Source organism: Streptomyces spongiicola (assembly GCF_003122365.1).
GTDB classification, from domain to species: Bacteria; Actinomycetota; Actinomycetes; order Streptomycetales; family Streptomycetaceae; genus Streptomyces; species Streptomyces spongiicola.
The window spans coordinates 2,506,401-2,529,241 of sequence record NZ_CP029254.1 but is presented as its reverse complement, the minus strand read 5'-3'; the positions used below and the strand labels follow the sequence as shown (position 1 = coordinate 2,529,241).

22 protein-coding genes are annotated in these 22,841 nt (G+C 73.1%); 16 read left to right on the top strand and 6 right to left on the bottom strand.

Annotation, left to right across the window (positions count from 1 at the left end):
- Positions 1-297: 297 nt before the first annotated feature.
- Together DDQ41_RS10955 and DDQ41_RS10950 are read left to right on the top strand one after the other, a co-directional pair.
- Positions 298-1,800 (top strand): glutamate-cysteine ligase family protein, encoded by a 1,503-nt coding sequence (locus tag DDQ41_RS10955; RefSeq protein WP_109294333.1) that lies wholly within the window; start codon positions 298-300, stop codon positions 1,798-1,800.
- Between the two features lie 85 nt (positions 1,801-1,885).
- Positions 1,886-2,689, top strand: coding sequence for a CPBP family intramembrane glutamic endopeptidase (locus tag DDQ41_RS10950; RefSeq protein WP_109294332.1), 804 nt, complete (start codon positions 1,886-1,888; stop codon positions 2,687-2,689).
- A 66-nt stretch (positions 2,690-2,755) separates the two neighbouring features.
- On the opposite strand, the gene DDQ41_RS10945 is transcribed toward DDQ41_RS10950, so the two are convergent.
- Positions 2,756-3,577, bottom strand: coding sequence for a PhzF family phenazine biosynthesis protein (locus DDQ41_RS10945; protein WP_109294331.1), 822 nt, complete (start codon positions 3,575-3,577; stop codon positions 2,756-2,758).
- A 139-nt stretch (positions 3,578-3,716) separates the two neighbouring features.
- Here DDQ41_RS10945 and DDQ41_RS10940 point away from each other — a divergent pair, with 139 nt between their 5' ends.
- From DDQ41_RS10940 to DDQ41_RS10930, 3 genes are all read left to right on the top strand, one after another.
- Positions 3,717-4,322: a PadR family transcriptional regulator gene (locus DDQ41_RS10940; protein WP_109294330.1), complete on the top strand. Its 606-nt coding sequence runs from the start codon at positions 3,717-3,719 to the stop codon at positions 4,320-4,322.
- A gap of 701 nt (positions 4,323-5,023) precedes the next feature.
- Complete coding sequence (locus DDQ41_RS10935) at positions 5,024-6,070, top strand: EamA family transporter (RefSeq protein ID WP_109294329.1); 1,047 nt, start codon at positions 5,024-5,026, stop codon at positions 6,068-6,070.
- 235 nt (positions 6,071-6,305) lie between these two features.
- The gene (locus DDQ41_RS10930) at positions 6,306-7,292 is read left to right on the top strand and encodes a DMT family transporter (protein ID WP_109294328.1); all 987 of its coding nucleotides are present in this window, start codon (positions 6,306-6,308) and stop codon (positions 7,290-7,292) included.
- Between the two features lie 161 nt (positions 7,293-7,453).
- Here the strand turns inward: DDQ41_RS10930 and DDQ41_RS10925 are convergent, their stop codons facing one another.
- Complete coding sequence (locus DDQ41_RS10925; RefSeq protein WP_109294327.1) at positions 7,454-8,197, bottom strand: pyridoxamine 5'-phosphate oxidase family protein; 744 nt, start codon at positions 8,195-8,197, stop codon at positions 7,454-7,456.
- Between the two features lie 36 nt (positions 8,198-8,233).
- Here DDQ41_RS10925 and DDQ41_RS10920 point away from each other — a divergent pair, with 36 nt between their 5' ends.
- Entirely contained in the window at positions 8,234-9,565 is a 1,332-nt protein-coding gene (locus tag DDQ41_RS10920; protein WP_172607573.1) for an aminotransferase class I/II-fold pyridoxal phosphate-dependent enzyme, read from the top strand.
- A 284-nt stretch (positions 9,566-9,849) separates the two neighbouring features.
- Here the strand turns inward: DDQ41_RS10920 and DDQ41_RS10915 are convergent, their stop codons facing one another.
- Positions 9,850-10,977, bottom strand: a complete 1,128-nt coding sequence (locus DDQ41_RS10915) for a DMT family transporter (RefSeq protein WP_109294325.1) — start codon at positions 10,975-10,977, stop codon at positions 9,850-9,852.
- 74 nt (positions 10,978-11,051) lie between these two features.
- Between DDQ41_RS10915 and DDQ41_RS10910 the strand changes: the two genes are divergently transcribed.
- Positions 11,052-11,951, top strand: coding sequence for a LysR family transcriptional regulator (locus DDQ41_RS10910; RefSeq protein ID WP_109294324.1), 900 nt, complete (start codon positions 11,052-11,054; stop codon positions 11,949-11,951).
- A gap of 199 nt (positions 11,952-12,150) precedes the next feature.
- Here the strand turns inward: DDQ41_RS10910 and DDQ41_RS10905 are convergent, their stop codons facing one another.
- Positions 12,151-12,618 carry a pyridoxamine 5'-phosphate oxidase family protein gene (locus DDQ41_RS10905; protein ID WP_109294323.1) on the bottom strand — a complete coding sequence of 156 codons (468 nt, stop codon included), beginning with the start codon at positions 12,616-12,618 and terminating at the stop codon, positions 12,151-12,153.
- Positions 12,619-12,821: 203 nt separating this feature from the next.
- Between DDQ41_RS10905 and DDQ41_RS10900 the strand changes: the two genes are divergently transcribed.
- Positions 12,822-13,472: a cysteine hydrolase gene (locus tag DDQ41_RS10900; protein ID WP_109294322.1), complete on the top strand. Its 651-nt coding sequence runs from the start codon at positions 12,822-12,824 to the stop codon at positions 13,470-13,472.
- Between the two features lie 26 nt (positions 13,473-13,498).
- Here the strand turns inward: DDQ41_RS10900 and DDQ41_RS10895 are convergent, their stop codons facing one another.
- On the bottom strand, positions 13,499-13,996 hold the full coding sequence (locus DDQ41_RS10895) for a Rieske (2Fe-2S) protein (protein ID WP_109294321.1): 498 nt from the start codon (positions 13,994-13,996) through the stop codon (positions 13,499-13,501).
- A gap of 679 nt (positions 13,997-14,675) precedes the next feature.
- On the opposite strand from DDQ41_RS10895, the gene DDQ41_RS10890 reads away from it, so the two are divergent.
- The 8 genes from DDQ41_RS10890 to DDQ41_RS10855 all read left to right on the top strand — a co-directional run bounded on the left by DDQ41_RS10890 (position 14,676) and on the right by DDQ41_RS10855 (position 22,145).
- A complete protein-coding gene (locus tag DDQ41_RS10890) occupies positions 14,676-15,269 on the top strand; it encodes a hypothetical protein (RefSeq protein WP_109294320.1) in 594 nt (197 codons plus the stop codon).
- A gap of 793 nt (positions 15,270-16,062) precedes the next feature.
- Positions 16,063-16,935, top strand: a complete 873-nt coding sequence (locus DDQ41_RS10885; protein ID WP_109294319.1) for a HipA family kinase — start codon at positions 16,063-16,065, stop codon at positions 16,933-16,935.
- Positions 16,932-17,327: a DUF3037 domain-containing protein gene (locus tag DDQ41_RS10880; protein ID WP_109294318.1), complete on the top strand. Its 396-nt coding sequence runs from the start codon at positions 16,932-16,934 to the stop codon at positions 17,325-17,327. The genes DDQ41_RS10885 and DDQ41_RS10880 overlap by 4 nt, the downstream gene beginning before the upstream one ends.
- A 199-nt stretch (positions 17,328-17,526) precedes the next feature.
- On the top strand, positions 17,527-18,288 hold the full coding sequence (fabG, locus tag DDQ41_RS10875) for a 3-oxoacyl-ACP reductase FabG (protein WP_109294317.1): 762 nt from the start codon (positions 17,527-17,529) through the stop codon (positions 18,286-18,288).
- 16 nt (positions 18,289-18,304) lie between these two features.
- Positions 18,305-19,078: an SDR family oxidoreductase gene (locus DDQ41_RS10870; RefSeq protein ID WP_109294316.1), complete on the top strand. Its 774-nt coding sequence runs from the start codon at positions 18,305-18,307 to the stop codon at positions 19,076-19,078.
- Between the two features lie 118 nt (positions 19,079-19,196).
- A complete protein-coding gene (locus tag DDQ41_RS10865) occupies positions 19,197-20,777 on the top strand; it encodes an ABC transporter substrate-binding protein (RefSeq protein ID WP_109294315.1) in 1,581 nt (526 codons plus the stop codon).
- Positions 20,778-20,878: 101 nt separating this feature from the next.
- On the top strand, positions 20,879-21,562 hold the full coding sequence (gene ung / locus DDQ41_RS10860) for a uracil-DNA glycosylase (protein WP_109294314.1): 684 nt from the start codon (positions 20,879-20,881) through the stop codon (positions 21,560-21,562).
- Positions 21,563-21,671: 109 nt separating this feature from the next.
- Complete coding sequence (locus tag DDQ41_RS10855) at positions 21,672-22,145, top strand: hypothetical protein (protein ID WP_109294313.1); 474 nt, start codon at positions 21,672-21,674, stop codon at positions 22,143-22,145.
- A 57-nt stretch (positions 22,146-22,202) separates the two neighbouring features.
- Here DDQ41_RS10855 and DDQ41_RS10850 read toward each other — a convergent pair whose 3' ends face one another.
- Positions 22,203-22,805: a TetR/AcrR family transcriptional regulator gene (locus DDQ41_RS10850; protein WP_109294312.1), complete on the bottom strand. Its 603-nt coding sequence runs from the start codon at positions 22,803-22,805 to the stop codon at positions 22,203-22,205.
- Positions 22,806-22,841: the final 36 nt, after the last annotated feature.

The following is a 22,841-nucleotide window of genomic DNA, read 5'->3' as shown; positions in this document are numbered from 1 at the left end:
GACTGAATCCAGCCTTTTTCGCGCGGAGTTCCGGGAGGGAATACGTGAACGCCCCGCCGTCACCTGGTGTGTTACCCCGTGAGTGCACGGCCGAATCTCGTCGGAGTTTTTCACCACATGCACGGAACTGGTAAATGCGCCCTGCGTCATGCCGACGGAATGTGCCGCGCGGACGCCGCCCCAGACTAGCGGCCCACCGGTCCCGAGCGGTACGTTACGGATCTCTTCGGCTGGGCATTATCGTCCGTGACACGAGCAGCCCGGCCGCGGACTGCCCACTCGAGGAGGGACCCTTCGATGGGGGAGAAGATCGTGGCAGGCGGGTTCGACCTGTCCGATCGGCAAAGGTACCGGAGAAAGCTCCAGCAGTGCCTGGCGGGACTGGGGAGACTCCTGGCGGAGAAGAGGTTCGACCGCCCCCGGAATCTGGTGGGACTGGAGATCGAGCTGAATCTCGCTGGCTCCGACGGCCAGCCCCGGATGATGAATGCCGAGGTGCTCGACCGGATTGCCAGCCGTGATTTCCAGACCGAACTCGGAATGTTCAACCTGGAGGTCAACATAGCGCCGCACCGGCTCGGAGGGCGGGTTCTCGACCAGCTCGCGGAGGAACTCCGCACTGGTCTTGGATATGCCCATCGCAAGGCCGCCGAGGTCGACGCCGGAATCGTGATGATCGGAATCCTGCCGACCCTCGAAGCCGGAGACCTGGTCTCCGCGAACCTGTCGGACGTCGACCGCTATGTCCTTCTCAACGACCAGATCGTCGCCGCCCGCGGGGAGGACTTCACCCTCGACATAGCGGGGGTGGAGCAGCTCAGCTGCACCTCGTCCTCGATCGCGCCGGAGGCGGCCTGCACATCGGTGCAACTGCACCTCCAGGTGACCCCGGGACGGTTCGCCCGGGTGTGGAACGCGGCCCAGGCCGTGGCGGCGGTCCAGATCGCCGTCGGGGCGAACTCCCCGTTCCTCTTCGGCAAAGAGCTCTGGCGCGAGTCCCGGCCGCCGCTGTTCCAGCAGGCCACGGACACCCGGCCGCCCGAACTCCAGGCCCAGGGCGTGCGGCCCAGGACCTGGTTCGGCGAGCGGTGGGTGGACTCCGCCTACGAGCTGTTCGAGGAGAACCTGCGCTACTTCCCGGCCCTCCTGCCGATCTGCGACGACGAGGAACCGCTGCGGGTGCTCGACGACGGCGGAGTGCCCCGGCTGCAGGAACTCGTGCTGCACAACGGCACGGTCTACCGCTGGAACCGGCCCGTCTACGGCCTCGCGGACGGGGTGCCCCACCTTCGCGTCGAGAACCGCGTGCTCCCCGCCGGTCCCACCGTCACCGACGTCGTGGCCAACGCGGCCTTCTACTACGGGCTCGTGCGGGCACTCGCCGAGGAGCCGCGGCCACTGTGGACCCGGATGCCGTTCGAGACCGCCGCCGCGAACTTCGAGAACGCCTGCCGGTACGGGATCGAGGCCGAGCTGGACTGGCCCCGCCCCGGCCGGGGCGGCGGACTCACCCGCGTTCCCGCGGTCAAGCTCGTACGGGACGAGCTGCTGCCGCTCGCCGCGGCGGGGCTGGAGTCCTGGAACGTGGAACCGGCGGACCGCGACTTCTACCTGGGCGTCATCGAGGGCCGCTGCCGGCGCCGGGTGAACGGCGCGTCCTGGCAGGTCGACGCGTTCCACCGGGCACTGGACAGCGGGCTCGACCGGCGGGCCGCCCTCGCCGCGCTCACCCGCCGCTACAGCGTGCTGATGCACGCGGACGAGCCCGTGCACACCTGGCCGCCCGGGCCGGGGGACTGACCACCCCGTACCGGTCCCCGGTTTCGACCCCGGCCGTGCGGTCGGGCAAGCTGTGACCGCGGGACCGAGGCGAGCGGGAGGCACTGTGCGGGCAGACGCGGGACGGGTGTCGGGACCGGCACCCGGAGGAGGGCTGCCGCGCGGGATCCTGCGGTCCGAGACCCTGATCGTCCTGGCGCTCTCGCTGGGCGCCAGCGCGGTGTCGTCGCTCATCAGCTTCACCGGGGCGCTGACGAGGCCCGGTGGTCTCAAAGACCAGGCCGCGAACCTCAACAGCTCCTACGCGCCGGGCCGGCCGTGGCTCGACCTGGCCTGGCAGCTGTTCGGGATCGCGACGGCGCTGGTACCGGTCCTCCTCGTCGCCCATCTGCTGCTGAGGGAGGGCGCGGGCGGACTGAGGGCCATCGGCCTCGACCGCACCCGGCCGTGGCCCGACCTGCGGCGCGGCGCGCTGCTGGCGGCGGGCATCGGCAGTACGGGACTGGCGTTCTACCTGCTGATGAGGGCCGCGGGGGCCAACCTCACGGTGGTCCCCGAGTCGCTTCCCGACGTCTGGTGGAAGTACCCGGTCCTCGTTCTCTCCGCGGTACAGAACTCCTTGGTCGAGGAGGTCATCGTCGTCGGGTATCTGCTGCGCAGGCTCGACCAGTTGGGCTGGAGCCCGCTGGGCGCCCTCGCCGCCAGCTCGGTGCTCCGCGGCTCGTACCACCTCTACCAGGGCATCGGCGGCTTCGTCGGCAACATGGTGATGGGCGTGGTCTTCGTCCTGCTGTACCGGCGCTGGGGCCGGGTGGGGCCCCTGGTGGCCGCGCACGCCTTCCTCGACATCGTGGCCTTCGTGGGCTACGGGCTGCTGGCGGGGAAGGTGGGCTGGCTCCCCACGGCATGAGCCGTGGCCCGGCGGGCCCGAGGGGCGCGGAGCCCGCACGCTCCCCTCACGGCCGGCGCGTCGCGGTCAGGGGCCGGCCAGCAGTTCGCCGTCGACGACGGTCACCGCCGCGCCGGTGAGCAGGACGCGGTCGCCCCGCAGTGCCGTCCGCACCAGTCCGGAGCGCGCGGAGGCCTGCAGCCCGGTCAGCTCCGGGCGCCCCAACCGGGCCGACCAGAACGGTGCGAGTGCGGTGTGCGCGCTGCCGGTGACGGGATCCTCGTCGATGCCGACGTTCGGGAAGAAGCAGCGCGAGACGTAGTCGTATCCGCGGCCCGGCTCCGCGGCCGCCGCCGTGGCGATGATCCCGCGCCGCGAGTGCGCGGCGAGAGCCCGGAGGTCGGGCCGCAGCCGGCGCACGGCTGCCTCGTCGGCGAGTTCGACCAGCAGGTCGCCGACGTGGTCGGAGGTGTCCAGCACCGAGAGCGGAGCGGCCCCGAGCGCCTCGGCGATGCCTTGCGGGGTGTCCACCGCGGTCAGCGACGACACCGGGAAGTCCAGGGTGATCGCACCGTCCTCGTGCACGGCCGCCGTGAGGAGCCCGCAGCGGGCGGCGAAGCGCACGGTGCCGCCCGCGGTGCCCGTGCTGTGCAGGACGTGGGCCGTGGCGAGGGTCGCATGCCCGCACATGTCGACCTCGGCGGCCGGTGTGAACCAGCGCAGCGCCCAGTCCGCCTCGCCGCCGGCGGGCAGCGGGTGGGCGAAGGCCGTCTCCGACAGGTTCATCTCACTCGCCACGTGCTGGAGCCAGCCGTCGTCGGGAAAGGCGCCGCCGTCGAGCAGCAGCACCCCGGCGGGATTGCCCGCGAAGGGGCGGTCGGTGAAGGCGTCCACGATTCGAATCCGCATGGCGCCGACGGTAGGGGCCGGCAGGGGCCGCGGACCAAGGCCAATCGCGGGAATCTGGACCGGTCGACGGTTGCCAGGCGACGTATTCCGATATATCGTCGAACCATCGCGACGGATCAACGATGGAAGGAGCGTAGCGATGCGTACACATGGACACGGCTTCGGCTCGGGACCCGGGGGGAGCCACGGCGGACCGGGCCATCGGGCCCGGGGTGAGTACGAGGGGCGGCGGGCCGCCTTCGGCCCGTTCGGGCCCGCGTTCGGCGGGCCCCCGTGGGGTGGCGGCCGGGGCCGCGGCCGGGGGAGGGCGCGCCGCGGTGATGTGCGTGCCTCGATCCTGGCCCTGCTCAAGGACCGCCCGATGCACGGGTACGAGATGATCCAGGAGATCGGCGAACGCAGCGGCGGGGCCTGGCGGCCCAGCCCCGGCTCGGTCTATCCCACACTCCAGATGCTGGAGGACGAGGGGCTGATCGCCAGCGAGAGCGACGGCGGCAAGAAGCTCTTCACGCTCACCGACGCCGGGCGCGCCGAAGTCGAGTCGGCGTCCGACGCCCCCTGGGAGGAAGCCGGCCGCGGGATCGACTGGGACTCCGTGAACGAGGTCCGGCAGGCCGGATTCGGGCTCATGGAGGCCTTCGGGCAGGTCTGGAAGACGGGCAGCGCGGACCAGCGGCAGAAGGCGATCTCGGTGATCAGCGAGGCGCGCAAGAAGCTGTACCTGATCCTGGCCGACGAGGACTGACGGCGCCCGGCACGGCCGTGGGCGGGTCTCCCGCCGGCCGCCGTCGCGCCGCCGTTCGGACGGTGGCCCAGGTGTACGGGACACGGACACGGTCGGCCGGTGTCCGGACGGTGGCGTCGGCGACGGCCCGGCCGTACCGGTCGCCCCGGCGGTGTCTCCCGTGTCTCCCGTGCCTCCTGCGTCTCCTGTGTCTTCTGTACCTCCTGTACCTCCAGTACCTCCCGCACCGGACACGCCCGGTGCGGGAGGTACCGGAGGTACAGGCCGCGGTCCCGGCTCGCACCCGGTGGACTCGCCCCGGCTCTGCCGGGGCACGGTGGAGGACTGCGGCGCGGTCGCGCCAGGGGTGGGGGCGGGGCGGCCGGTCGCCCGGAACTCGCTGCCCTGGGTGTGGTCGCGGGGCCCTGCCCGAGGGTCGGCGCCTTCGCGCGGGCACCCGTCCGGCGGTGGGCGGTGGGCCACGACCGGCGGGTCGACCGGGCTGCGGAGTCCATGGCCGCGGGCGCCCCGGGCAGGGGTGCGCCCGCGTGCCGGCGGCATCGAACACCGGTCGAAGTCGCCGCCGGCGGAGGCGACTTCGGGTTCGGGGAAGCCGCGCCGGACACGGCCCGTCCCCGCACGGCCGGCAGGCCGGATCAGCGAGCCGTCTCAACAGGTGTCACGGATATGACGCTCCTGACGCGGCCTGCCATGATGTGCCGATGCACGCGTCTCGGGAAAGGAACGCCGGGCTGGCACTGGCCTTGGCCTCGGCGTTCGCCTTCGGTGGTTCCGGTGTGGCGGCGAAGCCGCTCATCGAGGCAGGGCTCGACCCCCTGCACACGGTGTGGCTCCGGGTCGCCGGTGCCGCCCTCGTCATGCTCCCGATCGCCTGGCGCCACCGCGACCTGCTGACACGCAGGCCCGCGCTGCTCGCCGGCTTCGGGATGCTCGCGGTCGCCGGTGTCCAGGCCTGCTACTTCGCCGCGATCTCCCGCATTCCCGTGGGCGTGGCCCTGCTCATCGAGTACCTGGGTCCCGCTCTCCTCCTCCTGTGGGTCCGCTTCGTCCAGCGTCGGCCGGTCACCCGCGCAGCCGTCGTCGGTGTCGTTCTCGCCGTCGGCGGACTCGCCTGCGTCGTCGAGGTCTGGTCCGGGCTCGGCTTCGATCCGATCGGCGTGCTGCTGGCGCTCGGTGCGGCCTGCTGCCAGGTCGGCTACTTCGTCCTGGCCGGCCACGGCGCGGACGGCGACGACGCGGCCGACCCGCTCGGCGTCATCGCGTACGGACTGCTCATCGGCGCGCTCGTACTCACCGCGGTCGCCCGGCCCTGGGAGGCGGACTGGCGGGTGCTCGGCGGCGGCGCGGAGGTGGCCGGAACCGCCGTCCCCGCGGTTCTGCTGGTCGGCTGGATCGTCTTGGTCGCCACCGTCGTCGCCTATGTCACCGGCGTCGTGTCCGTCCGCAGGCTTTCGCCGCAGGTCGCCGGGGTCGTCGCGAGCCTGGAGGCCGTGGTCGCGACGGTACTGGCCTGGGTGCTGCTCCGCGAGCATCTCTCCGCACCCCAGATCGTCGGCGGCGCCGTGGTGCTCGTCGGCGCGTTCATCGCCCAGTCGTCCACGCCGGTGGCCGCGTCCACGCCGGTGGCCGCGTCCACGCCGGTGGCCGCGTCCACGCCGGTGGCCGCGTCCGGGCCGGTGGCGGGCGGTGCGGGCGTCGTGACCGGGGCTGCCGAGGGCGACTTGGCGGCCGAGCGGGCGACCGTCTAGGGTGGCGATCATGCATTCGACCGTTCTGCCGCCGCCCGCCGCGTAGCGCGGGCGGTTCTCCGCTGACGAAGACCGGGTCCGGGGTGTTGGTGTCCCCCGGGCGGTTCGTCGCTGCCCGCGTGTGGAGCCCAGCGGCCGACCGACCGTCTTCCGGCCCGTCGCGGGACGCGTTCCCCACCCCTTGAGGGACGGGCCTCCGGGATCGATTCCCGGACACCCAGCTCGGAGTACCCACGTGTCGAATCCTTCAACGGCTGCCGTCGTCGGCCTGCCCGTCGGGCGCAGTCTGTTCTACCTCGTCGTGGCCGGTGTGGCCTGGGGGACCGCAGGGGCGGCCGCCTCACTGGTCTTCGAGGCCAGTGACCTGGGGCCGCTCGCCCTGTCCTTCTGGCGCTGCCTGGGCGGGCTGCTGCTGCTCGCGGGCGCGCTCGCGCTGCGCGGGCGCCGGGCGGCGCGGACCGCCGCCGTCGGGGCCAGGCCCGAGCCACGCCGCCGCAGACTGCGGCGCATCCTCGCCACCGGCACCTGTCTGACCGTCTTCCAGAGCGCCTACTTCGCCGCCGTCGAGCAGACCGGCCTGGCGGTGGGCACGGTCGTCACTCTGGGGGCCGGTCCCGTACTGATCGCCCTCGGCGCCAGGTTCATCCTGGGGGAGCGGCTCGGGCGCGGCGGCCTCTTCGCCGTCGCCGGAGCGCTGACCGGACTCGCTGTGCTCGTCCTGGGCGGCGGGAGCGGCACGGTACGGCCGCCGGGCGTGCTGCTCGCGCTCGTCTCGGCGGCGGGCTACGCGGCCGTCACCCTGATCACCCGCCGGCTGGGCCGTGACGGGACCGGTCCCGATCCCCTGTCCACGACCATGTGGACCTTCGTCGTCGGTGCCGTGGGGCTGCTGCCGCCGGCCCTCGCGGAGGGGCTGGTGCCGCACACCGCCGAGCCGCTGCGGGTGCTGGTGCTGCTGGTGTACGTCGCCGCGGTGCCCACGGCGCTCGCCTACGCGCTGTACTTCGCGGGTGCGGCGGTCGTCCGTGCCGCGACGGTTTCGGTGATCATGCTTCTGGAGCCCGTGAGTGCCGCGGTCCTGGCGGTGGCGGCGCTGAACGAACGGCTGACGTCGGCGACGGTGGCGGGAACCGTACTGCTCCTGGCGGCCGTTGCCGGGCTGGCCTGGCAGGAGACCCGCCCGGTGGCACGGGGCCGCGGCGCCGTGGACGCGCTGACCTGATCCGGTGCCGCCGTTCGCCGTTCGCCGTTGGCCGTTGGCCGTTGGCCGTTCGCCGGTGTCCGTGACCGCGGGCCCGGAACCGGCCGGTGTCCGGCCGCGGTCGCGGGTCGCGGCCGGACCGCCCTCCGCGCGGTCCGGCCGCACCGGTCCCGGGTCCGGCGCTACGGCGCGGAGAAGGCGGCGGGGGCGGTGGGCGCGGAGAGGTACGCGGGCAGCGGCACCGACGGTGCCAGGTCGTCCGCGGGGACCGGTGTGCCGTAGCCGCGTACCAGCGGGACGACTCCGGTCCAGTGGGGCAGCGCCAGATCCTCGGGGTCGTCGGACGGACCGCCCGTGCGGACCTTGGCGGAGACCTCGTCCAGATCCAGCCGCAGCACGGCGGTCGCGGCGAGTTCCCTCGCGTTGGCGGGGCGCGAGTCGGCGGATCGCCCGGGGACGACATGGTCGACCAGGGCGTCGAGCGCGGTGCGCTTCTCCTCCGGGTCGGTGACCTGGTGCGCGGTCCCGTGGACCACGACCGAGCGGTAGTTGATGGAGTGGTGGAACGCCGAGCGGGCCAGGACCAAGCCGTCGACACGGGTGACGGTCAGGCAGACTTCCAGGCCCGGACCCGCCGGACCCGCCGGACCCGTCTGGCCCGTCTGGCCCGCCGGACCCGCCTGGCCGGCCAGGCGCAGCGGACGGGATCCGGTCGAGCCGTGCACGTACAGCGTGTCCCCGACGCGGCCGTAGAGCGTCGGCAGGACGACGGGGGCCCCGTCGCGGACGAAACCGAGATGGCAGACGGAGGCCTCGTCGAGGATCGCGTGCACCAGTTCGCGGTCGTGGGACGCGCGCTCCCGCGCCCGGGTGGGGACGGTCCGGTCGGTGGCCCGGTAGGAAAGCGGCGCCTGCGGCGGTGTCATTGCCCATCTCCATTGCACTAGTGCATAATGTTGTTTGTGCTAGTAGAGTATGCCATCGAGGGTCGTGGTGCATCGGAGATCGCGGCCAGCATCGAGCGCGGCGTCGCCTCGGGGGACCTCCCGCCCGGCCGACTGCTGCCGCCCATGAGGAAGCTGGCGGCCTTCCTGGGTGTCAACCCGAACACCGTCGCCGCCGCGTACCGGACCCTGCGCGAGCGCGGCGTGATCGAGACTGCCGGCCGCAACGGGAGCCGGGTGCGGGAGCGGCCGGCCAGCACCGCGCGCGGCTCACTCGCCATCGACGCCCCGCCCGGTGTGCGGCAGATCTCCGAAGGCAACCCGGACACGGCCCTGCTGCCCCCGCTCCACGACGCCTTCGCGGCAGCGGCACGCCACCACGACGCGCGACCGGTGCTCTACGGACAGCACCCGGTCGACCCCGAGCTGGCGCGGATCGCCCGGGCCGCGCTCGACTCGGACGGTGTGCCGGAAGGGCCGGTCGCCGTCACCTCCGGGTCGCTCGACGCCGTGGAGCGCGTGCTCCACGCCCATCTGCGGCCCGGGGACGCGGTGGCCGTGGAGGACCCCGCCTGGGCGAGTCTGCTGGACCTGGTCCCGGCACTCGGACTGCGGCCGGTCCCGGTCCCCGTCGACGACGACGGCCCGAGCCCCGGAGGCGTGGAGCTGGCACTCGAAGGCGGGGCCAGGGCCCTGATCGTCACCGACCGGGCGCAGAACCCCACGGGTGCGGTGCTCTCCGCATCGCGCGCCCGTGAACTCCGCGACGTGCTCGGCCGGTACCCCCGGACCCTGCTCGTCGAGGACGACCACGGCTACGCCATCGTGGACACCCCGCTCCGTCCCCTCGCCGGTGTAACGGACCACTGGGTACTCGTGCGGTCGGTCGCCAAGGCGTACGGTCCCGACCTCAGGCTCGCCGTGCTCACCGGTGACCGGGTCACCCTCGACCGGGTCCAGGGGAGGCAGGCGCTCGGTCCCGGCTGGGTGAGCCGGCTCACCCAGCGTGCCGTCGTGGAGCTGTGGACCTCCGGGGCCGTCGACCCGGTGGCCGTGGCGGCCGCCTACGGGGACCGGCGCGACGCGCTGCTGGGAGCACTGGCCGAGCGCGGTGTCGAAGCGCACGGCCGCAGCGGGATGAACGTATGGGTGCCCGTGGCCGACGAGACGGGAACGGTGGCCCGCCTGCTCCACGCCGGCTGGGCCGTCGCACCAGGGGCCCGCTTCCGCATCTCGTCGCCACCGGCCGTGCGGCTGACGGTGTCGGGCCTGACGGCCCATGACATCGGCGCGCTCGCCGACGCGGTGGCCCGGGCGGCCGCGCCCGTACAGCCGCGCAGTTACGGCTGAGCGGCGCGGCCGTGCCCGCCCTTCGCCGTGCCACCGGTTGCCTGACCGGCGGCCGCGGTGGGGCGGACGCGGGCGCCCGGCGCACCCGCGGACCCGCGCACCGCTTCCGAGACCCGCGCACCGCCTCCGACCTGCGGGGGCGGGAGCCAGGTCCGGCGGCGGCCTGCGCCGGTGCGCGGTCGTACCGTCGTCAGGACGGGCTCGGGCTCGGGCTCGGGCCCGGGCGCGTTCGCGGTCGTACGGTCAGGTCCGGCGGCGGCTTGCGCCGGTCCGCGTCCGTACGGTCACGGTCGCCCGTCGCCCGCCCGGGGCCGCCCGATGCTCCTTCCCGCCGATGCCGGCCCGGGCCTGCCCTGGGCGAGCGCGGCGCCCACCAGGACGATCAGAGCACCCACCGGGGTGTTCCAGCCCAGCCGCTCGCCGAGCAGCGTGACTCCCGCGGCGGTGGCGATGACCGGGATGAAGTACGTGACCATGGTCGCGGTCGTGGGTCCGACCTCGGCCACCAGCCCGTACTGCATCAGCATGGCGACCCCGGTGCCCAGGGCGCCCAGCGCGACCACCGCGAGCAGCGGAACCACCGGGAACGAGTTCGGCAGGCTCGTGAACAGCTGTGTCACCACCGCCAGTTGTAGCGTAGCCAGCGCCAGCTGCGCCCCGGTCAGGGACAGGTGGGAGGAGGGCGAGCCCGCGAGCGTACGTCGGACGTATATCCAGCCGACCGCATAGCTCAGGGAGGCGAGCAGGGCCATCGCCGTCCCGCCCGCGTCGAGCCCGGAGAAGCCCTGCCAGGCGCCCAGGACGGTGAGCACGCCGAGGAACCCGATGCCCAGACCGGCGACACGGCGGCGGGTGGGCCGGTCCTCGGACAGCGCCACCAGCGACAGCGCCATGCCCCACAGCGGGGACGTGGCGTTGCAGATCCCGGCCAGCGTCGACGGGATGGTCAGCTCGGCATAGGCGAAGAGCGAGAACGGCAGCGCGTTGAGGAAGAACGCCGCGACGGTCAGATGCGCCCAGGTGCGCGCTCCGCGCGGCAGCCGCTCCCGCCGTACCGCCATGGCGGCGGCCAGCACCGCCGTACCGAAGAACACCCGGCCGAAGGCGACCTGGAACGGGGCGTAGCCGTCCGTGCCGAGCTTGATGAGCAGAAAGCTGAAGCCCCAGATCAGGGCGAGTGCGGCGAACCTCAGCCGCCAGTCGACGGCACGGCGCCCGCGGCCGGCGGTGGGGGGCGGGGTCGCCGGGGGAGAGGCCGGTGCAGGGGCTGCAGGGGCTGCAGGGGGCGCAGCGGGTGCGGGCTCGGATCCCGCGGCGGTGTCCGTGGCAGATCCCGTGGCAGATCCCGCGGCAGATCCCGCGGCGGTGTCCGAGGCGGGGTCCGTGTGCGACGGCGGCGTGACGGTGGTCATGGGCTCCACCCTGGGGTGTACATCTTCTTAGAACAAGCGAGACTTCTTTCGGACATCCGATTAGCATTGCTTACATGTTGAATCTGGAGCGCCTGCGTACCCTGGACGCCCTGGCCCGGCACGGTTCCGTCAGTGCCGCCGCCGACGGGCTGCATGTCACGACGTCTGCCGTGTCGCAGCAAATGTCCAAGCTGGAGCGGGAGGTGGGCCAGCAGCTGCTGGCCCGGAACGGGCGCGGGGTCCGGCTCACCGACGCCGGCCGCCTGCTCGCCGACCACGCCGCCCGGATCCTGTCACAGGTCGAACTCGCCCAGTCGGACATCGAGGCACAGCGGGGCCGCGCCGTCGGCGAGGTGCGGCTCGGGGCGTTCCCGACGGCCGCCCGGGGGCTCTTCCCCGCGGCGCTGACGGCCCTCCGCGCCGACCACCCCGACCTGTGCGTGCGCACCAGCGAACTGGAGCCCGAGTACGCCCTGCGCGAGGTGCTCAGGGGCGATCTCGACCTGGCGGTGGCGCTGGACTGGAGCAACAAGCGGCTCCCCGTCCCGGGCGGGCTGGCACGCGAACCGCTGCTCGACGACACCGCCGACGTGGCCATGCCCGCGGACCACCCGCTGGCCGGGCGTACGCACGTGGACCTTGAGGACTTCGCCGACGACGACTGGGTCTCCTGGCCCGAGGGCGAGTTCTGCTACGAGTGGCTGGTGTTCACCCTGCGAGCCAAGGGCATCGAACCCCGTATCGTCCATCTCGCCGGCGAACACCATACCCAGCTGGCACTGATCGCGGCGGGTCTCGGCGTGTGTGTGACACCAAGGCTGGGCCGGGGGCCGGTCCCCGAGGGGGTCAGCCTCGTCCCGGTGCGCCAGAAGGTGCGCCGGCACATCTACGCGGTCTGGCGTGCGGACGCGGACCGCCGGCCCTCGATTCGCGCGGCGCTGTCGGCGCTGCGTTCGGCCGCGGCACCGCTCTGACGCCGCCGGGTGCGTGCCGTCCGGCTCCGTGACGGGGCGTGCCGTCGGTCGCGCGTGCCGGTGGCGGGGCGGGGCCCGCGTCCCGGCCGCCCCGCCGCCAACGGCTCCCGTCGTCCCCGCCGAGCATGTCCGCCTCGTCGGCTCCGTCCGTTTTCCGGTCGGCTCCGGCACGTCCCGCCCGCCGGGATGGCGCCGGGTCTCACAGCTCGGCCAGCTTGCGGAAGTCCCAGGACACGACCGCCTCCGGCGTCAGCCGCAGCCATCCGTGCCGGCCGTCGTGCGGCATCGAGTCCAGGCCGAAGTTCTTGCGGGCGAACAGCTTTTCGGGTTCCTCGAGTTCCGGGCAGGGGCCCCCGGTGCGGGGAGCCTCGCCCACGAACACCGCGTTGCCGGTGAGTTCCACCCCGCGCAGATCGCCGTACTCCTCCCCGGCGTCCACCACCACCGCGATCCGCGGATCCCGGCGCAGCTCGGACCACCGCCGGCTGCGGGTGATCGAGTACAGCCACAGCGAGGTGCCGTCCCACGCGAACCACAGGGCGCTGACATGGGGCGCGCCATCGGGCGAGACCGTGGCGACCCGGCAGGTGCGCTGCTCCGTGAGGAAGACGTCCACCTCGGCGGGCGACATCATGATGCGCCTGCCCCGGCGCTGTGCGGCGGCCATCGGCGCCCCTTCCCGCGAGCCGGCGTCCACCGGCAGCCGACTGATGTGGTGTCGGAAATCATGGGTGCTCTTCCGCGGTGACGCAATGCCCGTTACCGTCGCGCGCCCGGTCACCCGGACCGTCCGGGGTCCTCGGCCGCCCGCTGCCCGGTGCCGGACGGGTGCCCGCGGAGCCGGCGAACAGGTGCAGGAGGGTGAGGCGAATGCCGCGTCACGAACAGCTGGTCGCCCAGCTCGACCCGTCCGGCACGGTGCTGCTCACCGTCGAATGCCAGCAGGGAGTCGTCGGCCGGGACAGCGCCCTCCCGGAACTGGCTGCCCAGGCGAGGTCTTCGGGGGCACTGGAGAACATCGCACGGCTCGTGGAGGTGGCCCACGCGGCAGGGGTGCAGGTGATGCACGCGGTGGCGGAGCGGCGTCCGGACGGACGCGGGGCCGGCAGCAACGCTCCCCTGCTCCGGGCCGCCCTACGGCTGCCGGTGCAGCAGCACTCGGGCAGCAGGGCGGTCCGCGTCGCCGAACCCATCGAGGTCGCGGACGAGGACATCGTGGTTCGCCGGCTGCACGGCCTGTCCCCGGTCGCCGGGACCGGGGTGGACGCGCTGCTGCGCGGTCTGGGCTGCCGCACCCTGGTCGTCACGGGCGTCTCGGCCAATGTGGCGATACCGAACGCCGTCTTCGACGCGGTGAACCTCGGCTACACCGCGGTCGTGCCCGCGGACGCGATCGCGGGGGTGCCCCCCGAGTACACCTCCGCGATGATCAGGAACACGCTGGCTCTCGTCTCCACCGTCACCACCACCTGCGAGGTGCTCGCGTGCTGGAGGGCGCCGCGCCGGGCCGCACACACCTGAGCGCGTGGCCCGACCGGCGTCCGCTGTCAGGCGAGCCTGATCGAGTCGCCCTCCACGACGATCTCCGCGGGTGGCAGCGGTGAGGTGGCCGGACCGCTCTTCACGCTGCCGTCGCCGGCGTCGAAGTTGCTGTTGTGGCAGGGGCAGTTGATCAGGCCGTCGGCGACGGCCTTGACCGCGCAGCCCTGGTGGGTGCACTTCGACGAGAAGGCCCTGAACTCACCGGCCGTCGGCTGCGTCACCACGATGTCGCCGATCACTTTGCCGCCGCCCTCCGGGATGTCGGCGACACTGGCGATGACCTGGCCTCCGCCTCCGCCCGTCGTGCCGCCGGTCGAACCGCCCGTCGAACCTCCGGTGGCGCCGGCGGTCGTGCCGCCGTCCGCGGGATTCGCCGTTCCGCTGTCCGCCCCCTCGGATCCGCCGCACGCCGTCAGCGCCGCGGCGAGTCCGGCGCCGCCGGCGGCGGTGAAGACGGTACGACGCGCCACTGCGGTGCGCGACGGTCCCTGCGTTCCGGTCATGCCGCTCCCTCTCCACATCGGCCCTCGAACCGGGCCGCTCGTGATGTTCTACGGGACCGGGCCGCCGGCCGTTCACCGGGCACGCCGGAACACCGCGAACTGACCCCGGGTGCCGCTCTCCGACGCCGCAACGTCACGGCACGTCCCCCCTTGCCCCCTGCTTCGGCGCGGCCCGCTCCCGGGCGCCGTCAGGGCCGACGGGTCCGGTCCGCTCGCCGTGGAGGAGCCACCCTCGGGGCGTCGACCCGCGGCGGCGCGGCTCCTGGGCGGCCCGGCCGGACGGCACCGTTCGTCGTCGCCGTCAGGCCCGGTCAGCGGGCTGCTCGGGCCGTGCGTTCCCCGGCGGCCCGGAGCGGGCCGCGGGACACCCGGGCCGCGGGACACCCGGGCCGCGGGCGGACCCGGCGCGCGGATCGCACCGACCGTGGTGCGCGGACCCGGCACCGCGGTGCCGAGCGCGGCGGGCCGAGTCGCCGAGCGCGGCTTGCGGAGCGTTCGCCTCCGGTGCCTGCACCGCGGACTACGCTGCCCGCAGACGACCGGGCCCGGGCGGCCCCGACCGGTGCCTCCACGCTCGACCCGCCGTTGCCCCGTCCACCGGGCGCGGTGCTGGAGGCCGGGGCGGGAAGCCGGGGCGGGTCGCGCAAGCCCCCTGACGGCACCGCACACGGAGCACACGTTGCAGTTCACCGGGGATGTCCTGGACGGAATCGCCTCGGGCGAGGTGGATCTCGCCTTCCGGAGCTGGCGCACGCCGTCCGTAAGGCCCGGCACCGTGCTGCGTACGGCGGTCGGGATGGTGGAGATCATCGAAGTCACGCCGGTGGACCCGTCCACCGTGACCGACCGCGAAGCCCGCCGCGCCGGCCACCCCGGCCGTGAGGCGCTTCTGGCCGCCCAGCGGCAGGGTGAGGGACGCAGGCTCCACCGGGTCGTGCTCCGGTTCGGCGGCGCCGACCCCCGGGCCGCCATGCGCGAGGACACCGCCCTCACCGCGGAGGAACTGGACGGGATCGTCGCCGCGCTGGACCGGATGGACGCACGCAGCAGACGCGGACCGTGGACCCGGGCCACCCTGGGGCTCGTCCACGACCACCCGGGTACCCGGGCGGCCGAACTCGCCGCCCGCGCCGGACGCGACACGCTCCCCTTCAAGGCCGACGTCCGCCGGCTCAAGGAGTACGGGCTGACCGAGAGCCTCGGCGTCGGGTACCGGCTCTCGCCCCGGGGCGCCCTGGTGTGGCAGCACATCGAGCGCATCCGTGAGCGGTGAGCGGTGAGCGGTGAGCACGGCACGGCGGGTGGGCCGCTCCGCGGAGCGGCCCGGCCCGGCCCACCCGCCGTTTCCGCGCCGTGCGCGGGGCGTTCGGGTCCGGGGCCGCGTCCGGGGCGTGCGGGAGTCCCGCCGGTTCGCCGCCCCGAGCCGTGTCAGCCCGCCTCGTCCGCTCTGCGCTCCGGCCCGTCGGCGCCGGACCGGCCGCCGTACCGGGGCCGATCCGGCGCCCTTCCGCATCGGGGCCACGAGAGAGGTAACGGGGGGCGGGCCGCCGTTCGCCGCGGAGGTCCGGTGCCCGGCAAGAGGGCCGCGGGGCGGCCGGGCGGCAGGGTGACCGCGGGAGGCTGACCCCGGGTTCGCCCGCCGACCGGCCCGGGGCCCGTAGGCGGCGGCCGTCCCCGGAATGCGCCGAGGGCCCCGAAAGGCCCGGTGCTCCGAGGTTCCGGCCGTCCCCTGGGAGGTCGGTCCGTCTTCTGGAAGGTCCCTCCGTCCCCGGGGAGGTGCGTCCGTCTCGGGAGCCGGCGGGAGGAACCGGCCCCGACGCCGGCCACCCGGAGCGAGGGGCTCTCCGGCCGGACGCCTCCACGGGTGATCACTCTTGGTTACTATGGTCCTTCCTGACGGAGGCCGGAAGGGGGGCGGACGGCAGTCGGGGACTGCCGGAGGAGACGTCAAGACGGGTGCGGCGGCGGGGAATCCCGGATTCCGTCCGCACCGTGGCGGCCGATCCCCTTGAGGCCACGCCGGTAGGCCGTGGACACCAGGCGGAACAGGACGGAGTCCTTTGGAAATGATCAGCAGGGTCGCTGCCACCCGCTATGTCACCCCCCTGCGTGAGGGCGGTTCGCTCCCGGGCATCGTCGAGGCCGACGATCTCGGTACGTACGTCATGAAGTTCACAGGGGCCGGGCAGGGGCGCAAGACCCTGGTGGCCGAGGTCGTCTGCGGGCAGTTGGGGCGCAGGCTCGGGCTGCGCGTCCCCGAGCTGGTCCGGATGCAGCTCGACCCGGTCATCGGTCTGTCCGAGCCGGACCAGGAGGTTCAGGAGCTGCTCAAGGCCAGCGGCGGGCTGAACCTCGGGATGGACTTCCTGCCCGGCTCGATCGGCTTCGACCCCCTGGCCTACGCGGTGGACTCCGGGGAGGCGGGGCGCGTCGTCTGGTTCGACGCGCTGATCAACAACGTGGACCGCTCCTGGCGGAACCCGAACCTGCTGGTGTGGCACGGCGACCTGTGGCTCATCGACCACGGTGCCACCATGATCTGGCACCACAACTGGCCGGGCGCCGCGGTCTCCGCCGCGAAGCCCTACGACGCCTCCGACCACGCCCTGGCGCCCTTCCGGCCAGACGTCGCGGGCGCGGCAGCCGCACTGGCCCCCCTGGTCACCCGCGGGCTGCTGACCGAGGTGACCGCGGACGTGCCCGACGAATGGCTCGTGGACGAGCCCGGATTCGACTCCACCGACGCGGTGCGCCGCGCCTATGTGGAGGCACTGCTGCCGCGGGCGGCCACGATCCACGAGCGCATCACCCTCGACGCCCCCTCCGGGCCCCGGCCGTCCCAGGCGCCGGGCTGGCTCACCGGGCGCCCCGGCTCCCGGCCGCACGCCACCGGGAAGAGCGGGACGAGCGGGACGAGCGGGCAGGACGGCGGCCGATGACCGGGCGGGGCCCTGCGCGGGACGTCTTCGAGTACGCGCTGCTGCGCGTCGTCCCGCGCGTCGACCGCGGGGAGTGCTTCAACGCGGGTGTGGTGGTCTACTGCCGTGCCCGTTCCTTCGTGGCCGCCCGCACCCATCTGGACGAGTCGAGGCTGCGGGCGCTGGACCCGCGGGCCGACGTCGCCGGTGTGCGGGCGGCGCTGCTCGCCGTGGAGGGCGTCTGCCGCGGCGGGGACGAGGCCGGGCAGGCGGCTCGGGACGACGCGGGGCGGCGCTTCCGCTGGCTGATCGCACCCCGCTCCACCGTGGTGCAGCCCGGTCCCGTCCACACCGGGCTGACCGCCGATCCGGAGGCGGAGGTCGAGCGGCTGCTGGATGCCCTGGTGCGCTGAGCGATCCCGTCGGCGGCGGCGCGTGACCGCGGGCACCCGGTGTGCCGTTGACACCGGGTGCCAGGGCTTCTAGCGTCTCGTCTGCTGAAGGTACTAAGCGGTCGCTCACCCCTCGTGGGGAGTCGACGGGCGGTGCCGGGCGAGCCGGGTTCACCGGGCGAGCCGCATCCAAGGGATCCGAGGGCGAGGAGAACGAACCATGTCCAGCAACGAGCAGCGCGTCGCGATCGTGACGGGGGCGGCGCGCGGCATCGGCGCCGCCACCGCCGTGCGCCTGGCGGCCGAGGGCCGCGCCGTGGCCGTACTCGACCTCGACGAGGCGGCGTGCAAGGACACCGTCGAGAAGATCACCTCCATGGGCGGGAGGGCGATCGCCGTCGGCTGCGACGTCTCGGACTCCGCCCAGGTCGAGGCGGCCGTGGAGCGGGTCGCCGCCGAACTCGGCGCGCCGACCGTCCTCGTCAACAACGCGGGTGTGCTCCGCGACAACCTGCTGTTCAAGATGAGCGAGTCCGACTGGGACACCGTGGTGAACGTGCACCTCAAGGGCGCGTTCCTGATGGCCAGGGCATGCCAGAAGCACATGGTCGACGCCGGCTTCGGGCGTATCGTCTCCCTCTCCTCCAGCTCGGCGCTGGGCAACCGGGGCCAGGCGAACTACTCCGCGGTCAAGGCCGGCCTCCAGGGCTTCACCAAGACGCTCGCCAAGGAGCTGGGCAAGTTCGGCGTCACGGCCAACGCCGTCGCGCCCGGATTCATCGTCACGGAGATGACCGCCCAGACCGCCGCCCGGGTCGGCATGGGCTTCGAGGAGTTCCAGGCGGCGGCCGCCACGCAGATCCCCGTCCAGCGGGTCGGCCGCCCGGAGGACGTCGCCAACGCGATCGCGTTCTTCGCGGGGGACGACGCCGGATTCGTCTCGGGCCAGGTCATGTACGTGGCCGGCGGCCCGCTCAACTGAACCGGAGGCGACTGGGATGACCGCACAGGAACGAGAGCTTCCTCCGCTGTCCGGCCGGGTGGCCCTGGTGACGGGCGGGAGCCGCGGCATCGGCTACGGCGTCGCCGAGGCGCTGGTGGCCCGCGGCGACCGGGTGTGCATCACCGGCCGCGGTGAGGACGCGCTGAAGGAGGCCGTGGAGAGCCTCGGCGCGGACCGGGTGATCGCCGTCGCGGGCAAGGCCCACGACGAGGCGCACCAGGCCGTCGCCGTCGAGCGGGTGATGGAGGTGTTCGGGCGGGTCGACTTCCTCGTGAACAACGCCGGCACCAACCCGGTCTTCGGGCCCATCGCCGAGCTGGACCTCGGCGTCGCCCGCAAGGTCTACGAGACGAACGTGATCTCGGCGCTCGGGTTCGCCCAGCAGACCTGGAAGGCCTGGCAGAAGGAGCACGGCGGTGCGATCGTGAACATCGCGTCCATCGCCGGGCTCTCCGCGTCCCCGTTCATCGGGGCGTACGGTATGAGCAAGGCGGCCATGGTCAATCTGACCCTCCAGCTGGCGCACGAGTTCGCGCCGGCCGTGCGGGTCAACGCCATCGCCCCCGCCGTGATCAAGACCAGGTTCGCCGAGGCGCTGTACGAGGGCCGGGAGGCCGAGGCCGCGGCCGTCTACCCGATGGCCCGGCTCGGTGTCCCCTCGGACATCGGCGGTGCCGCCGCCTTCCTCACGTCCGGCGAGTCGGACTGGATCACGGGGCAGACACTCGTGGTCGACGGCGGTATTTTCCTCAAAGCCGGAGTCCACTGAGTCGGTTTTCTCCTGAATGGCTCAGAATCGCCTCAAGTGCCCCACCGGACCACCCCGTTGCCCCGGTGGGGCGCTGCGGTATTGTTCGCCGACCCATGGCTGAACGAGGAGCGTGCACGTGTTCAACCGGACGATGCTGCGGGCGGCCGCAGCCCTTGCGTCCATGTCCCTGGTGACGGGATGCAGTCTGTTTTCGGACGACGACTCCAGTGGGGCGCAGTCCATAGTGGTCGGCACGACGAGTGCGCCCAGCACACTCGACCCCGCGGCCGCCTGGGACAGCTCGTGGGAGCTCTACCGGAACGTCTTCCAGACGCTCCTGAGCTTCCCCACGGCGAGCACCGCCCCCCAGCCGGACGCCGCTGAGCAGTGCAAGTTCACCGACCCCGCCAACACCGAACTGCGGTGCACCCTCCGCGAGGGGCTGACCTTCTCCAACGGGCACACGCTGGACGCGGCCGCGGTCAAGCACTCGATCGACCGCATCCGCACCATCGACGTGAACGGCGGGCCCAACGGGCTGCTCGGCTCGCTCAAGGAGATACGCACCGAGGGGCCGCGCACCGTCACCTTCGAGCTCTCCAAGGCGGACGCCACGTTCCCGTTCGTGCTCGCCACGCCCGCGATGGCCCTGGTCGACCCGGCCGAGTACCCCGCCGACAAGCTGCGGGAGGACGGCGGGCTCACCGGCTCGGGCCCCTTCACCCTCGAGTCGTACAAAGAGGGCGATCGGGCCGAACTCAAGAAGAACACCCGCTACAACGGCTTCGCCGACCGCAAGAACGACGCCGTCACCATTCGCTACTTCAAGCAGTCCGAAGCCATGGTCGCCGCCCTGAAGAACAGGGAGATCGACGCCACCTACCTGGGGCTGACCGCGGAGGAGGTGGTCGACCTCCAGGAGAAGAAGGAGACGAACGAGGGCCTCCAGATCGTCGAGAGCCCCGGTGTGGACATCCGGTACCTGGTCTTCAACCCCAAGGACCCCTCGGTCCGCGAGGTCGAGGTCCGCCAGGCGATCGCCCAGCTGATCGACCGGGGCGAACTCATCAACAAGGTGTACCGGGGCACGGCCGAGCCGCTGTACTCCATGGTCCCCAAGGGCATCGCGGGCCACGCGACCAGTTTCTTCGACAAGTACGGGGACCCCAGCGCCGCGAAGGCGCGGGACATCCTCGAGGAGGCGGGCGTCGAGACGCCGGTCAAGCTCGACCTGTGGTTCACCACCGACCGCTACGGCTCCGCCACCGCCGCCGAGTTCGCCGAGATCAAGCGGCAGCTGGAGCAGTCGAAGCTGTTCGAGGTCACGATCCAGGGCAAGCCCTGGAAGGACTTCCAGGAGGGCTACCAGAAGGGCAGCTACCCCGTCTTCGGGCGAGGCTGGTTCCCCGACTTCCCGGACCCCGACAACTTCATCGCGCCCTTCGTCGGCAAGGAGAACGTGCTCGGGACCCCCTACGACAGCCCGGAGATCACCCAGCAGCTGCTGCCGCAGACCCGCCAGCTGAGCGACCGGGGAGCGGTGTCCAAGAAGTTCGAGCGGGCCCAGGCGATCCTGGTCGAGGACGTGCGGCTGCTCCCGCTGTGGCAGGGCAAGATCTACATCGCGTCCCGCGAGGAGATCGCGGGCACCGAGCGCGCCCTCGACCCACAGATGATCATGCAGCTGTGGTCGCTGCACCGGCAGACCAGCTGGTAGCGGGCGGCCGTCCGCCGGGCGCCACCGCCGACGGGAGCGCTGTCAGTGGCCGAGGGTAGGTTCGGTACCCGGTAACTGATCGCACACCGGAGGTTGTTGACGTGACCGACACCGACATGCTGCCCGCGTCGTGGCGCGGCGTCCTCGGCGAGGAGCTCCAGAAGCCGTACTTCAAGGAGCTTGTGGACTTCGTGGCGGACGAGCGCGCCAGGGGGCCGGTGTACCCGCCGCGCGAAGAGGTCTTCGCGGCGCTGGACGCCACGCCCTACGACCGGGTGAAGGTGCTGGTCCTCGGGCAGGACCCCTACCACGGTGAAGGGCAGGGGCACGGTCTGTGCTTCTCCGTGCGTCCCGGTGTCAGGATCCCGCCCTCGCTGCGGAACATCTACAAGGAGATGCGGGAGGAACTCGGTCTGCCGGTGCCGGACAGCGGCTATCTGATGCCGTGGGCCGAGCAGGGCGTGCTGCTGCTCAACGCGGTGCTCACGGTGCGTGCCGGCGAGGCGAACTCGCACAAGGGCAAGGGCTGGGAGAAGTTCACCGACGCGGTGATCCGCGCGGTCGCCTCACGGCCGGACCCGGCGGTCTTCGTGCTCTGGGGCAACCACGCCCAGAAGAAGCTGCCGCTGATCGACGAGTCGCGCCATGTCGTGGTGAAGGGCGCGCACCCCTCTCCGCTGTCCGCCAAGCGGTTCTTCGGGTCGCGCCCGTTCACCCGGATCAACGCGGCGGTGGCCGAGCAGGGCCACGAGCCCATCGACTGGCGCATCCCCGGCCTCGGCTGACGGCTGGCGCACCTGGCTGACAGGCTCGGGCCACCGCCCGAGCCTGTGCCGGATCGCCGCCGGCGGCGGCTAGCGTCAGCACGACGGGTCGAGGTGCCGGAGGGCCGCAGTGGTGGAGCAGCAGGGGGCGTCGGGCGACGCGGTCACGACCAGGATCGGGCAGGCGATCATGCTGCTCCACGGCGGGGACCGCGAGGAGGCGCGCAACCGGTTCTCCGCGCTGTGGGAGCAGCTGGGGCAGGACGGCGATCCCCTGCACCGCTGCACGCTGGCCCACTATCTGGCGGACACCCAGGACGACCCCGGCGACGAGCTCGCCTGGGACCTCAGGGCCCTCGCCGCGGCCGATGCGCTCGGCCGGGAGCGGCCGGAGCGGCCGGACGCCGCGGTGGCCGCCCGCGGGTTCTACCCGTCGCTCCATCTCAATCTGGCCGCCGACTATCTGAAGCTCCACCGCCCCGAGGCCGCCCGGGCCCATCTCGACCGGGCCCGGGCGGCCTCGGCGGCCCTCGGGGACGACGGCTACGGCGACGGGGTGCGCGCGGCCATCGACCGGCTGGACCGCCGGCTGTCCGATCTCTGAGGAGCGGCCCCGCCGACTGTCCGATCTCCTGGGAGCGGCCCCGCCGGCGGCCGCGACTCACGACCCGAGCATGCCGTCGATCAGTTCGGCGAAGCCCCTCCGCAGCTCCTCCCTGCCCGGTACGGAGGCGTGGTAGGAACCGGCGGCACAGGAGAACATCAGCCCTTCGCACCAGGCGACCAGTGAGAGTGCGTGCCGCTCCGGCTCCGCCGACCCCGCAACGGCCATCAGCGCCACCAGCGGCTCGCGGAACGCGGTCCCCGCCCGGTCGTAGAAGACCCGCAGCTGAGGACGCCGGGTGGCCTCGAGGGCCAGCTCGTAGCGGCAGACCAGCAGCCGGCGGTGATCGGTCAGATAGCGGTGCAGGGTGAGGGCGAGCGCGTCGATCAGCTCTTCCGCGCCATCCCGCGGGGAGGGCATCCGCGCGGGTGCGAGCACCCGGGTCTCGCGCTCGGCCAGCCTGCGCACGGCGGTCTCCAGCAGCGCCTGCCGGGTGCGGGCGTGGTTGGAGGCCGATCCCTGGGGCAGTCCGGCCCGCTCGTCCACCGCCCGGTGGGTCAGCCCGCGCATGCCGCGGTCCGCGAGGAGGTCCAGTGCGGCGTCGGCGATCAGCTCGGCGCGCGGGGCGGACGGGCGGGCGGCTGCGGGAGGCGCGGTCATGGGGACAACCTACCGCCGCCACTACATGTGTAGTAG

What these genes read in the sequence shown, in the direction of transcription:
- DDQ41_RS10955 (WP_109294333.1), top strand. Translation starts at nt 298, where the DNA reads ATGGGGGAGAAGATCGTGGCAGGCGGGTTCGACCTGTCCGATCGGCAA.
- DDQ41_RS10945 (WP_109294331.1), bottom strand. Translation starts at nt 3,577, where the DNA reads ATGCGGATTCGAATCGTGGACGCCTTCACCGACCGCCCCTTCGCGGGC.
- DDQ41_RS10940 (WP_109294330.1), top strand. Translation starts at nt 3,717, where the DNA reads ATGCGTACACATGGACACGGCTTCGGCTCGGGACCCGGGGGGAGCCAC.
- DDQ41_RS10935 (WP_109294329.1), top strand. Translation starts at nt 5,024, where the DNA reads ATGCACGCGTCTCGGGAAAGGAACGCCGGGCTGGCACTGGCCTTGGCC.
- DDQ41_RS10925 (WP_109294327.1), bottom strand. Translation starts at nt 8,197, where the DNA reads ATGACACCGCCGCAGGCGCCGCTTTCCTACCGGGCCACCGACCGGACC.
- DDQ41_RS10915 (WP_109294325.1), bottom strand. Translation starts at nt 10,977, where the DNA reads ATGACCACCGTCACGCCGCCGTCGCACACGGACCCCGCCTCGGACACC.
- DDQ41_RS10910 (WP_109294324.1), top strand. Translation starts at nt 11,052, where the DNA reads ATGTTGAATCTGGAGCGCCTGCGTACCCTGGACGCCCTGGCCCGGCAC.
- DDQ41_RS10905 (WP_109294323.1), bottom strand. Translation starts at nt 12,618, where the DNA reads ATGGCCGCCGCACAGCGCCGGGGCAGGCGCATCATGATGTCGCCCGCC.
- DDQ41_RS10900 (WP_109294322.1), top strand. Translation starts at nt 12,822, where the DNA reads ATGCCGCGTCACGAACAGCTGGTCGCCCAGCTCGACCCGTCCGGCACG.
- DDQ41_RS10895 (WP_109294321.1), bottom strand. Translation starts at nt 13,996, where the DNA reads ATGACCGGAACGCAGGGACCGTCGCGCACCGCAGTGGCGCGTCGTACC.
- DDQ41_RS10885 (WP_109294319.1), top strand. Translation starts at nt 16,063, where the DNA reads ATGATCAGCAGGGTCGCTGCCACCCGCTATGTCACCCCCCTGCGTGAG.
- DDQ41_RS10880 (WP_109294318.1), top strand. Translation starts at nt 16,932, where the DNA reads ATGACCGGGCGGGGCCCTGCGCGGGACGTCTTCGAGTACGCGCTGCTG.
- fabG (WP_109294317.1), top strand. Translation starts at nt 17,527, where the DNA reads ATGTCCAGCAACGAGCAGCGCGTCGCGATCGTGACGGGGGCGGCGCGC.
- DDQ41_RS10870 (WP_109294316.1), top strand. Translation starts at nt 18,305, where the DNA reads ATGACCGCACAGGAACGAGAGCTTCCTCCGCTGTCCGGCCGGGTGGCC.
- DDQ41_RS10850 (WP_109294312.1), bottom strand. Translation starts at nt 22,805, where the DNA reads ATGACCGCGCCTCCCGCAGCCGCCCGCCCGTCCGCCCCGCGCGCCGAG.